The 12,023-nt window shown below is 69.8% G+C and carries 12 protein-coding genes; 6 read left to right on the top strand and 6 right to left on the bottom strand.

The window, feature by feature from the left end:
- The 4 genes from ubiM to ACO6VK_RS03135 all read right to left on the bottom strand — a co-directional run.
- On the bottom strand, positions 1-984 hold a 984-nt coding region (gene ubiM, locus ACO6VK_RS03150), incomplete at its 3' end, for a 5-demethoxyubiquinol-8 5-hydroxylase UbiM (RefSeq protein ID WP_422505534.1).
- A gap of 101 nt (positions 985-1,085) precedes the next feature.
- Positions 1,086-1,475: an MAPEG family protein gene (locus tag ACO6VK_RS03145; protein WP_422505533.1), complete on the bottom strand. Its 390-nt coding sequence runs from the start codon at positions 1,473-1,475 to the stop codon at positions 1,086-1,088.
- A 30-nt stretch (positions 1,476-1,505) separates the two neighbouring features.
- Complete coding sequence (locus ACO6VK_RS03140; RefSeq protein ID WP_422505532.1) at positions 1,506-2,036, bottom strand: DUF4019 domain-containing protein; 531 nt, start codon at positions 2,034-2,036, stop codon at positions 1,506-1,508.
- Between the two features lie 61 nt (positions 2,037-2,097).
- Entirely contained in the window at positions 2,098-3,258 is a 1,161-nt protein-coding gene (locus ACO6VK_RS03135; RefSeq protein ID WP_422505530.1) for a hypothetical protein, read from the bottom strand.
- Between the two features lie 170 nt (positions 3,259-3,428).
- Here ACO6VK_RS03135 and ACO6VK_RS03130 point away from each other — a divergent pair, with 170 nt between their 5' ends.
- From ACO6VK_RS03130 to ACO6VK_RS03120, 3 genes are all read left to right on the top strand, one after another.
- Positions 3,429-4,895 carry an AlkA N-terminal domain-containing protein gene (locus tag ACO6VK_RS03130; protein ID WP_422505528.1) on the top strand — a complete coding sequence of 489 codons (1,467 nt, stop codon included), beginning with the start codon at positions 3,429-3,431 and terminating at the stop codon, positions 4,893-4,895.
- Positions 4,892-5,383, top strand: a complete 492-nt coding sequence (locus ACO6VK_RS03125; protein WP_422505526.1) for a methylated-DNA--[protein]-cysteine S-methyltransferase — start codon at positions 4,892-4,894, stop codon at positions 5,381-5,383. The genes ACO6VK_RS03130 and ACO6VK_RS03125 overlap by 4 nt, the downstream gene beginning before the upstream one ends.
- Before the next feature lie 61 nt (positions 5,384-5,444).
- On the top strand, positions 5,445-6,701 hold the full coding sequence (locus ACO6VK_RS03120) for an ectonucleotide pyrophosphatase/phosphodiesterase (protein ID WP_422505524.1): 1,257 nt from the start codon (positions 5,445-5,447) through the stop codon (positions 6,699-6,701).
- Positions 6,702-6,777: 76 nt separating this feature from the next.
- On the opposite strand, the gene ACO6VK_RS03115 is transcribed toward ACO6VK_RS03120, so the two are convergent.
- Positions 6,778-6,960, bottom strand: coding sequence for a 30S ribosomal protein THX (locus ACO6VK_RS03115; protein ID WP_068850363.1), 183 nt, complete (start codon positions 6,958-6,960; stop codon positions 6,778-6,780).
- A 108-nt stretch (positions 6,961-7,068) separates the two neighbouring features.
- The gene (locus ACO6VK_RS03110; protein ID WP_411850397.1) at positions 7,069-7,482 is read right to left on the bottom strand and encodes a MerC domain-containing protein; all 414 of its coding nucleotides are present in this window, start codon (positions 7,480-7,482) and stop codon (positions 7,069-7,071) included.
- Positions 7,483-7,636: 154 nt separating this feature from the next.
- Here ACO6VK_RS03110 and ACO6VK_RS03105 point away from each other — a divergent pair, with 154 nt between their 5' ends.
- The 3 genes from ACO6VK_RS03105 to ACO6VK_RS03095 all read left to right on the top strand — a co-directional run bounded on the left by ACO6VK_RS03105 (position 7,637) and on the right by ACO6VK_RS03095 (position 11,947).
- Complete coding sequence (locus tag ACO6VK_RS03105) at positions 7,637-9,826, top strand: TonB-dependent receptor (RefSeq protein ID WP_422505521.1); 2,190 nt, start codon at positions 7,637-7,639, stop codon at positions 9,824-9,826.
- A 463-nt stretch (positions 9,827-10,289) separates the two neighbouring features.
- Positions 10,290-10,724 carry a MarR family winged helix-turn-helix transcriptional regulator gene (locus ACO6VK_RS03100; RefSeq protein ID WP_422505519.1) on the top strand — a complete coding sequence of 145 codons (435 nt, stop codon included), beginning with the start codon at positions 10,290-10,292 and terminating at the stop codon, positions 10,722-10,724.
- Entirely contained in the window at positions 10,721-11,947 is a 1,227-nt protein-coding gene (locus ACO6VK_RS03095) for an MFS transporter (RefSeq protein WP_422505517.1), read from the top strand. The genes ACO6VK_RS03100 and ACO6VK_RS03095 overlap by 4 nt, the downstream gene beginning before the upstream one ends.
- The last annotated feature ends 76 nt before the right edge of the window (positions 11,948-12,023 follow it).

The raw sequence follows: 12,023 nt of genomic DNA, 5'->3' as shown, positions 1-12,023 counted from the left end.
ACCTCTGCTTTTCGTGATGCGGGAAACAATAGGAACCACCCGGTCCTGGCTGAGCAGCCCCAGGTTGAAGCCGTGCGCGGTCACCGGGTGCATGCCCACCGCAGCATCGCCGATCAGCGCGCAGCGCGGGCCGACGAAGGCCTGGGCGTAGACACCCACCAGTGGATAGGCGATCGGCCGCGCACACGGCTGCATGCGGCCGAGCCGGTGCTCGAAGAAGCCACTGATGGTGCGCCCGAGGGCGTCATCGTCCTGCGCCATCAAGGCGGCGATCTGCCGCGGTGGCAGGGTGATCACCGCCGAGGCGAGATCACCGTTGAGCGGCAGCAGCGCCATCGTGCGGCCATAGCCGAACCATTCCCAGGCGGTGTGATGGTGCGGTTGTTCGATGCGCATCCGGCACACCAGCATCGACTTGCCGAAATCGCGCATTCGCGCACCGATCCCGAGCAGGCGACGGGTGCTGGAGAAGCGGCTGTCGGCGGCCACCACCAGCCGCGCCTGCAGGCGGCGGCCGTCGGCCAGGGTGACGATGGAGTGCGTGCTGACGGTGTCGATGCCGGTCACGCTGGTCTGGTCCAACACCTCCACCCCGGGCTGGCCCTGTACGGCCTGCCACGCGGCGCGCCGGATCAGATGATTGGGCACCAGCCAGCCGAGGTCGCGACCGTGTCCGTCGCGGGCCGCGGCGAACGTCAGCGCGAACGGCGAGCCGCCGTTGAGCACCTGCGCATCGCGCAGCGGTGAAATCTCGGCCGGGTCCAGCCGCGCCCACAGCCCCAGCCGTTCCAGGATCTCGCGGGACGCGTGGGTCAACGCGATCTCGCGGCCATCGAACGCCGCGTCGGCCAGTGCCGCGCGCGGCTGCTGCTCGATCAGCGTCACCGTCAGGCCGGTGCCGGCCAGCGAGCGGGCCAGGCACAGGCCGACCGGCCCTGCCCCCACCACCACGACATCCACCGGGCGCGCGTTGTGATCCACCATGATCCGATCCTGCGGTTGCTAGTCCACGGGGAGCTTAACGTCGCCGGCCGTGCGCCGGCCTTGATCTGGATCAGCGGCGTGCGGAACCGTTCACCCCCGCGCTACAGCAGCGACCACACCAGCAGCAGGATGCCCGCCAGCGAGGCCAGCCACACCAGGCTGCGCACGTACGGCACACCGGCCGCGTACAGCGGCAGGTAGACCACCCGCGCCCAGAAGTACAGCTGCGCGGCCAGTGCGGTCAGCCCGTCCTGGCGCTGGGTGAGCACCACGGCCAGCACCGCGGCGGCGAAGAACGGGAAGGTTTCCATGAAATTGGACTGGGCGCGCTGCAGACGGCCCGTCAATGGACGTACCGGGGCAGTCTGGCCGTCACGCGCGGAGGCGTTCCACGCCAGCCCGCGCTCGCGGGTGGTCGCGGCGGACGCGGCAAACAGGTGCACGATGCCCAGCAGCATCGACCACACCAGCATCTGGATCTCGATCGTCATGGCGTACTCCGGAAGGGATCAATCAGGACGTCACGGGGTGGCGGCGCGCACGCTGTAACCGGCAAGCCGCCAGATGCGGTCTTCGTCCAGGCGGAAGGAGACCAGTTCGCGCACGGGCTGGGCACTGTTGGCGAAGCGGGTGGGGAAACTCACGTTGATGTACAGCCCTTCCGGCACGGTCGCGCCGGCGGCGTATTTGACCCGGGTCACGGTGGGCTGGCCGCGCGACGCGAGCGCACCCAGCCGCTTGCGGTCGGCCGCCAGCTGGGCCACGAAGGCCTGCTCGGTGACGGTCTTCCTGGCCACGGCGGAGGCACCGCGCCACGCCTCGGCGGCGCGGTTGTCATCGACCAGCTGCGCCACCTTCAACGCCGCCGCACTCATCTCGGCGTCCTGCTCGCGCACCTGCGCCTGCTGTGCCGGCGTCAGCACCGGGCGCGGCGCGGCGGCCGCACTGGGTGCCGGGCGGGCCGGCGCCGGGGCGGGCGTGGCCGGGGGCGGCGTCTGCGCCATCACGGCAACGGGCATCAGGATCGACAACAGCAGCAGCGGAACACGCATCAGGGCACCGTCGGCAGAAGGAAACTGCCGGCCAGCATACGTCAACGACGTGAGTAGTCCGTCAGTTGCGCTGCGCCGCCTCGACCGGCGGCTGATGTCCTTCGCTCGCGGTCTGCGCCGCTGCGGCCGGTACCGGGTCGGCCGCCTCCGCCGTGGGCGTGGATGGTGGCAGCAGGCTGGTCACGTCGATTTCCGACAACGGGCTTTCGTCCGGGCAGGTCGCATCGGGGAAACCGAACCGCTGCTTGAGCGTCTGCCCGCACGTGTTGATCGCCTCCATCTCGGCGCCCTCGCGCTTGCATTCCTGATCGAAGGCAATCAGGAACGCATCCTTGCGGCGCACGAAATCATCGCCGCACTTGCGCATCTGCTTGATCCGCTCCAGGTCGTCCTGCACCGCATTGGTGCCGTCCAGGCCGAACTGGCGCAGCTCGCCGGCATCGAGCAGGCGCAGGCTGCGGTTGGGCACGGTCATCATCAGGTCGGCCACGCCCACCGCCACGCCATTGCGCTGCAGGTAGTCCTTCACGTTGTCATAGACCTCGTGCAGTTCGCGGTTGAGCTCGGCGCGCGAGGTCGCCTTGGAGCTGATCCGCATCATGCGGTGGATGCCGACCTTGCCCGAGACCAGCCGGTTGTCGCCGGCCGCCAGCACGAACACGCAGGCACTGTGGCAGACCGATCCTTCGCGCACCCAGATGGTCCAGTTGGATTCGCCGATGCTGTCGCCGGCCACGATGGCCGACTCGACCTGGCCGCCACTGGAATCCAGATCCAGGATGCGCCGGGAAATCCGCTGTGCATCGGCCACGATCGCCACCCGGCCGACCAGCTCGGCAAACCCGGGATTGATCTTGCCGACATAGCGCACGCGCAGCAGGCCGCGCTCGGCGCACGGCGCCAGCGCCGCGTCCATGCTGGCACGGTCGAGCGCCTCCAGCGGCTGCCCGTCGCCGCCTTCGGCGGCGTAGTCGGTATCGCAGCTGATGAAGGCCTTGCCGTTGTCCAGCGCCGCGTCCGGCCACGCCTGCTGCCCACGCCGCGGCGGCGGCGGCGGCGGTGGCGGCGCGTCGGCGGCGTTGATGGACACCATGTGGTCGCCATCGGCCGCCTGCGCACGCACGGCCTTGTCGGCCGCAGTGACATTGCCCGGATTCTCCAGCTGGCTGCAACCGGCCAATCCCAGGCACAACAACGGCAACCACCACGACTTGGGCAACATGGACAACCTGGACTCCACGACAAGGGGGGCGCACCTGCGGCGCGCAGGCAGACAGTCTAGTGCGCCACGGCAGCGTCGCGACAACCTGCACTGAACCATCCGGGACGGCGGACGCATTGCTGTCCGAAAACGGCGAGCCGGGCCCCCGGCAGGGGCATAGACTGCCCGGCATGGACACCGCCCTGCCCCTGGACTACGCCGCCTGCGAAAGCGCCCGCCTGGCACGCGACGCCCGTTTCGACGGCGTATTCTTCACCGCCGTGCGCAGCACCGGCATCTATTGCCGTCCGGTCTGCCCGGCACCGCCGCCGAAGCCGCGCAACGTCGACTATTACCCGACCGCGGCCGCGGCCGCTGCCGCCGGCTTCCGGCCCTGCCTGCGCTGCCGCCCGGAACTGGCGCCGGACGCGCAGGACGTCCTCAGCAACGAAACCCTGCAGCGCGCGTTGGCGCTGATCCATGATGGCTACCTGCAGGACGCCCCGGTCAGCGCGCTCGCCGCCCACCTGGGGCTGAGCGCCCGCCAGCTGCAGCGCCTGTTCGTGGCCCGCCTCGGCGCGGCGCCGGCGCAGATCCACGCGACCCGGCGCCTGCTGCTGGCCAAGCAGCTGCTGACCGAAACCGCGCTGCCGGTCACCGACGTGGCAATGGCGTCGGGCTACAACAGCCTGCGCCGCTTCAACGCCGCCTTCCTGGACGGTTGCGGGATGCCACCGACCGCGATCCGCCGCCACCGCGGCGCGCTCGGCAACAATGCACTGACCCTGCGCCTGGGCTACCGGCCACCGCTGGATTTCGCTGCGATGCTCGGCTTCCTGCGTCGCCGCGCGATCCCCGGGATCGAGCAGATCGACGACCACAGCTACCAGCGCGTGATCGGCCCAGCCGAACGCCCCAGCGTGATCCGGGTCAGCGCCGACCCGAAGCGCCCCGAGCTGCTGCTGCAGCTGGGCCAGGTCGATCCCTGCGCGATTCCCGGCATCGTGCGCCGGGTGCGACGGATTTTCGACCTGGATGCGGACCTGCGCATCGTGCACGCCACGCTGGCGCGGGAGCCCCTGCTCGCGCGCGGTATCGCAGAGCGTCCCGGCCTGCGCGTGCCCGGTGGCTGGGACGGCTTCGAAGTGGCCGTCCGCGCCATCCTCGGCCAGCAGGTCAGCGTGGCCGCCGCCGCCACGCTCGCGCGGCGCGTGGTGGACCGCTTCGGCACCACGCTGCCGGGCATGCCCGAGGGCCTGGACCGCCAGTTCCCCACCGCACAGGCGCTGGCCGAGGCACCGCTGGACACCCTCGGCCTGCCGAAGACCCGCGCGGCAACGGTCCGTGCGATGGCTGCCGCGGTGGCCGAGGGTCGCCTGGACTTCGCCGCCGGCCAGCGCCTGGACAGCTTCGTGGGGCGCTGTGTTGCGCTGCCCGGGATCGGGCCGTGGACCGCGCACTACATCGCGCTGCGCGCGCTGGCCCTGCCGGATGCATTCCCCGCCGGCGACCTGGTGCTGCAGCAGGTGCTGGGCGGCGACGCCCGCCTCAGCGAGCGCGCCACCGAGGCCCGTTCGCACGCCTGGCGCCCGTGGCGCGCCTATGCGGTGCTGCACCTGTGGCACCTGTCTTCCCCCGCTCCCGGAGTACGCCCATGACCCTGCTCTTCGACACCTTCGACAGCCCCATCGGCGCCCTCACCGTGGCCGGCGACAGCCGCGGCATCCACCACATCCTGTTCGAGAACAACCGCTACGACGCCAAAGGCCGTGAGCACTGGCAGCGCGATGCACATGCCCTGCGTGACGCGCGCCTGCAGCTGCTGCAGTACCTGCACGGCGAACGCACCGAATTCGCGCTGCCGCTCGCGCCGCATGGCACGCCGTTCCAGCTGCGCGTGTGGCGGGCCCTGGCCGATATCCCGTTTGGCCGGACCTGGAGCTACGTCGACCTTGCCCGCCACATCGACCATCCCACCGCCAGCCGCGCGGTCGGGGCCGCCAACGGCCGCAACCCGCTGCCGATCGTGCTGCCGTGCCACCGGGTGATCGGCAGCAGCGGCGCACTGACCGGGTTCGGTGGCGGCCTGGAAACCAAGGCCGCCCTGCTGCAGCTGGAGGCGCGGCGCGATTCGCTGTTCGCCTGAATCGCGCCCCCCTGCCATTGGTTGTCTTCGTCACGTCACCGCTGCCGATTATCATGGCGCGATGATCTCCGTACGTCTTACGCTGGCGCTCGCCGCCGCTCTGTCGCTGGCCGGCTGCGCCACCCGGCCCTCCGCACCGCCGGCGTCTGCCGCCGATCCCACCACGGCCACCGCCGCGCCGCCGAAACTGCTGCTGGTCTCCATCGATGGCCTGCGCGCGGACATGCTCGACCGCGGCATCAGTCCCAACCTGTCCCGGATCGTCGACAACGGCGTGCGTGCGCGCTGGATGACGCCGTCGTATCCGGCACTGACCTTTCCCAACCATTACACCCTGGTCACCGGCCTGCGCCCGGACCACCACGGCATCATCCACAACAGCATGGAGGAAGCCGAACTGGGCAGCTTCCGGCTGAACCGCCGCGAGGCGGTCACCGATGCGCGCTGGTGGGGCGGCGAGCCGATCTGGGTGGGCGCGGAAAAGGCCGGCGTGCGCACCGCCACCCTGTCCTGGCCCGGCAGCGAAGCGGCCATCCAGGGCGTGCGGCCGAGCCAGTGGCGCGTGTTCGACAGCACGGTGACGTTGCCCGATCGCGTTGACCAGGTTCTCGGCTGGCTCGGCCAGACCGATCCACAGGCACCGCGTCTGGTCACCCTGTACATGGAACAGGTGGACCATGCCGGCCACGATCACGGCCCGGAATCACCCGAGTATGCCGCCGCCATCGGCGAGGTCGACACCGCCATCGGCCGGCTGCTGGACGGCCTGCAGGCGCGTGGCCTCGCAGAGAACACCAACATCGTCGTGGTCTCCGACCACGGCATGGCGAGCGTGCCGGCAGGCCAGGTCATCGCCACCGAGGACATGGTCGATCCGGCCATCGCGCGGGACGTGACCGTCGGCCAGTCGGTCGGCTTCGCGCCGTTGCCCGGCAAGCAGCGCCAGGCCGAGAAGATCCTGCTGGGCGCGCACGCGCACTACGACTGCTGGCGGCGCGATGCGCTGCCGGCGCGGTGGGCCTATGGCACCCATCCGCGCATTCCGCCGATCCTGTGCCAGATGCACGAAGGCTGGGACGCGCTGACCCGTGATCGGATCGCCAAGCGCACACCGGGCGACCGCGGCTCGCATGGCTACGACAATGCGTTGCCCTCGATGCGCGCGGTGTTCATCGCGCGCGGGCCGTCGTTCAGACAGGGCACGGTGATCGCGCCGTTCGACAACGTGGATGTCTACCCGTTGCTGGCGCGCCTGCTCGACATCCCCGCCGCGCCCAACGACGGCGACGCGCAACGCCTGCTGCCGGCCCTGCGCTGAGGCGCACCGGCAACGCGCGGACAACAAAAAACGCGGCGCAAGCGCCGCGTTTTTCGTGGGCCCTGCCTGGCTGGGATCAGCCGGCCTTGGCCACCGCCTTCTTGGCAACGGCCTTCTTGGCCGGCGCCTTGGCAACGGTCTTCTTGGCGACCGGCGCAGCTGCGCCCACGGCCACCTTGCTCACCGCGTGCGAGCGCGAATTGCCGTAGCTGGCGTTGTAGCGCTTGCCCTTGGCGGTCTTGCGGTCACCCTTACCCATGTCGTCAACTCCTTAGTCTGAAATCTGATAACCCCGTACTGACACGGGTTCGGCGGGGCCGCCCTCTCAGGCGCCCCCGCGCACGATCTGAAAGCCTACCACACGCACTCAGTGCGCACAGCTCGCGTCATGGACGTGACCGTGGTTCAGCCGCAGGTTCACCAGATGTGCCACGCCGACCAGAACGCCGCCCAAGGTCATGACCACCGCGTGCGGAACCGCCGAATGGTGCAGCGGGTCGTACAGCAGCCCGGCCCACAGCGCCACCAGGCCCGGCACCAGAAAACCGAGCGCACGCAGTGCGCCGTGGCGGCGGTAGCCCCAGACCAGGCTGAACAGACCCAGCAGGGTCACGAAGCTGACCAGCGCCAGCTCGACCCCGTCGCCCAGCCAGACCGACAGGCCCAGCGAGGGCGCCGCGGCAAGCAGGATGGGCAGCACGGCGCAGTGCACCGCGCACAGCAGCGAACCGGTGGCACCGAAGCGATCCAGCAGATGACGGACTCGAGCGAACAGGGGCATGACTTCCAGCAGGGTCGGCGAAGCGTTATGGAATAATATAACATCAATCCCGACGCGCACCTGCCTCCCCCTGCCCCACCCCCGTTCATCGACGGGTTTCGCGCGCCCCACCATTGATACATTGTAACAATTCGACTGACGGACCCTGCCCCCTATGCGCTCTTCCCATCCGCTGTTTCCGCGCCACACGCTGTTCCTGGCCCTCGCGGCCGCCCTGCTGCCGACCGTGGCGATGGCGGCCGACGATGATGGTCACCGCAGCCATCTCACCGAACTGTCCGAAGTAAAGGTCACCGCCTCGCCGCTGCAGGGCGATGCCGAGTCGCTGGCACGGCCGGTGGACGTGCTCGCCGGCGAGCGCCTGGACGAACAGAAGGCCGGCACGCTCGGCGACACCGTGGCCAAGCTGCCCGGTGTGCAGAGCACCTTCTTCGGCCCCGGCGTCGGCCGCCCGATCATCCGTGGGCAGGAAGGCCCGCGCGTGGCGGTGCTGTCCAACGGCATGGGCAACATGGATGCCTCCACCGTCAGTGCCGACCATGCCACCAGCATCGAACCGTTCCTGGCCGACCAGATCGAAGTGTTGAAGGGCCCGGCCACGCTGCTGTTCGGCAGCGGCGCGATCGGCGGCGCGGTCAACGTGGTCGACGGCCGCATCGCGCGCGAACTGCCGGACCGCCCGCTCAGCGGCCGCGCCGAACTGCGCGGCAACTCGGTCAATGACGAGCGCAGCGGCATGTTCCGCCTCGACGGCGTCAGCGGCAACGTGGTGCTGCATGTGGATGGCCTCGTGCGCAACGGCGACGACTACCGCATCCCGGGCTACGCCGTGATCGATGGCCTGGAAGACCACAGCGGCCACGATCACGACGACGGCGACACCGACGAGCCGCGCCGCGGCCGCCTGGACAACAGCTCCATCCGCACCCGCGCCGGCGGCCTGGGCGTTACCTGGCTGGGCGACGGCGGTTACGCCGGCATCTCGGCCAGCACCTACCGCACCAACTACGGCATCCCCAACGGCGCGCACGTGCATGCCGACGATGACCACGGCCATGATCACGACCACGACCACGGCGACGAGGAAGAAGGCGACGAGCACGACGTCCGCATCGACATGGTGCAGAACCGCTTCGAAGCCAAGGCCGGCATCTACAACCCGGTCTCGTTCCTGAAGAACATCAACGTGCGCACGGCCTACACCGACTACGAGCACACCGAACTGGAAGCCGGCACGCCCTCCACGCGCTTCACCAACCGCGGCATCGAAACCCGCCTGGAAGCGGTGCAGCAGCAGATCGGCGGCTGGGACGGCGCCTTCGGCCTGCAGTTCGGCAACGGCGACTTCGGCGCCAAGGGCGAAGAAGCCTTCGTGCCCGACACCAACACGAAGAACATCGGCCTGTTCGTCCTGCAGGAAAAGCAGTTCGGCCCGTTCAAGCTGGAACTCGGCGGCCGCCACGACCAGGTCAAGCTTGACCCGACCGGCGACTACCGCGCCCGCACGTTCGATGCCACCAACCTCTCCGCCGCAGGCATCTGGAAGCTCAACGACGCCGTGGACCTGCGCTTCGGCGTGGACGGCTCCGAGCGCGCGCCGACCAACGAAGAGCTGTATGCCGCCGGCGCGCATATCGCCACCCGCTCCCTGGAAATCGGCAATGCCGACCTGAAGACCGAGCGCGGGCAGCGCGTTGAACTGGGCATCCACACACATAGCGACCGCGTCGACTTCTCCGCCTCGATCTACCAGACCAAGTTCAAGAACTTCATCTACCTGGCCGACACCGGCGTGGTCGAATCGCTGCCGGTCCGCCTGTGGACCCAGCAGGACGCCACCTTCAAGGGCGCCGAAGCCGAAGCCCTGTTCCACCTGTTCGAAGGCACCTCCGGCGACTGGGACCTGCGCGTGTTCGGCGACTACGTCAAGGCCGAACTGGATGGCAGCGGCAGCCGCAGCGTGGACATCGCCGTGCCGCATGGCGACCACAACCACAACTACACCGTGGACCTGGCCAACAGCGGCTACCTGCCGCGTATTTCCCCGGCCCGCGTCGGTGCCGACCTGCGCTGGTCCCGCGACGGCTGGCGCGCCTCGGTCGGTGCCGTACGCTACAGCAGCCAGAAGGACGTGGCCCAGAACGAAGACCCGAGCAACGGCTACACCCTGGTCGACGCCCACCTCGCCTACCGCTGGGACCGCAACGACAGCAACAGCTACGAAGTCTTCCTGGACGGCAACAACCTGACCAACCAGGAAGTCCGCCCGCACACCTCCCTCCTGCGCGACTACTCCCCGCTGCCGGGCCGCGGCGTCGCCTTCGGCATCCGCGCCTTCTTCTGATACCCGCTTCTCACGACTGGGGTCGTTGTTTTTACCCTGAGGGGGCCGCAAGGCCCCCTTTTTTTTGTTCTTCTTCCCGCCCCAGGCACACATGGCGAGGGCTCTACCCACGTCCAGGCGCAGCGGCCGGTCGACCCAGCGCGGGGCCGCTGTTCGGAGGCTTCTGTTCGCTGGCACGCGCACGCACTGTGCGATGGGCGGCGGGTACGCGGTTCCAGGACCGTTGGGCGCCAGGGATGGCGCCCACGAGCCCCCAGGGATGGGTTCACGGCGTGTCCTGGAACCGCGTGCCCGCCGTCCATTCCCGCACCCTCCAGGCCACCGCCAAACCGCCCCTGCCCCTGCCGTTGCCGTTGCCGTTGCCGTTGCCGTTGCCGTTGCCGTTGCCGTTGCCGTTGCTCCGGCACTTGACCAACAACGTGCATATGCACGTATCATCCGACATCCCACCCGGCCCACCCGCATGGACCCGACCGCCACCAGCCCCTGCACCTGCTTCCGCCTGCGCCGGGCCGCGCGCCGGCTCTCGCAGATCTACGACACCCACCTCGCCCCGGCCGGGCTCAGCCTCAACGCCTACTCGATCCTGCGCCGCGCCCCACAACCACGCCTGGTCGGCGAACTCGCCGAGGCGCTCGGCATGGACCGCACCACTCTCACCCGCAACCTCAAACCGCTGCTGCAGGCCGGCTGGCTGCAGGAACAGCGCGGCGACGACGCGCGCCAGCGCCTCATCGCCATCACCCCGACCGGCAAGGCCTGCCTGCGCCGCGCCCGCCCCCTGTGGCAGCGTGCGCAGGACGAAGTCGAAGCCACCTTCGGCCCCAGCCCAACCGCCCGCCTCAACAGCCTGCTCGACCAGCTCGACCACGCCCTGGACGCCGGAGACCGCGCATGAACGCCTCGTCGCCACGCGCACCCGGCATGCACTGGGGCCTGTTGATCGCCGCCTCCGCCATCCTGATGGTCACGATGGGCGTGCGCCAGACGTCCGGCCTCTACGTCGACCCCCTGCATCGCGGCACCGGCGTGAGCATCGTCGAGATCAGCTTCGCCCTGGCCATCGGCCAGTTCGTCTGGGGCGCCGTCCAACCGGTCTTCGGCGCCATTGCCGACCAGCGCGGCCCGTTGCCGGTGCTCGTCTTCGGCGCCCTGCTGCTGGCCGCCGGCCTGCTGCTGGCACCGCTGCTGACCAGCCCGCTCGGCATGACCTTCACCCTCGGCCTGCTGATGGCCGCCGGCGCCGGTGCCGGCAGCTTTTCCGTCCTGATCGGCGCCACCGCGCACCGGCTCCCCGCCGAAAAACGCTCCTTTGCCGCCGGCCTGATCAACGCGGGCGGTTCGCTCGGCCAGTTCGTGTTCGCCCCGCTGGTGCAGTGGATCATCAACACCGCCGGCTGGGCGCGTGCCATGACCACAATGGCCGTGATCACCCTGCTGTCCGTGCCGCTGGCCTGGCCATTGCGGCGGCGCGCCGGCGACCACACACAGACCGCCGCAGCGGACGACGGCGGCCTGCGCGCGCAACTGCGCGTGGCCGTGCGCGACCGCAGCTACTGGTGCCTGCACCTGGGCTTCTTCACCTGCGGCGTGCACATCGCCTTCCTCGTCACCCACCTGCCCGGCGAGATCGCCCTGTGCGGGCTGTCGCCGAACGTCGCGTCCGCCTCCATCGCACTGATCGGCCTGTGCAACGTCGCCGGCAGCCTGATCGTCGGCGCACTGGGCCAGCGCTTCCGCATGAAGTACCTGCTGTTCTGGATGTATGCCAGCCGTGCGGTGATGATCGGCCTGTACCTGATGGCGCCGCCCACCGCGACCACCTTCTACGTCTTCTCCGCCGCACTGGGCTTCACCTGGCTCGCCACCGTCCCGCCCACCGCCGGCCTGGTCGGCAAGCTGTTCGGCCCGCGCTACCTCGGCACCCTGTTCGGCTTGACCCTGCTTTCGCACCAGCTCGGCGGCTTCTTCGGCGCCTGGCTGGGCGGACTGGCGCTGGCGCACACCGGCAACTACCTGTGGATGTGGTACGCGGACATGGCGCTGGCCGCACTGGCCGCCGTGATCAACCTGCCGATCCGCGAGGGCGTCGGCTGCCACGCGGCACCGGCACCGCGCTGAGTTCACCCGCCCTGCACAAACCCCAGCGGCGCCCCCTGCGCGCACGCCGCGTGACGCGTCCGCCCCTTCCAGAACG

It is taken from the genome of Stenotrophomonas sp. GZD-301 (genome assembly GCF_049310345.1).
Taxonomy (GTDB): Bacteria; Pseudomonadota; Gammaproteobacteria; order Xanthomonadales; family Xanthomonadaceae; genus Stenotrophomonas.
The sequence above is the reverse complement of the archived record's forward strand: the minus strand, read 5'-3'. Positions and strand labels throughout refer to the sequence as shown.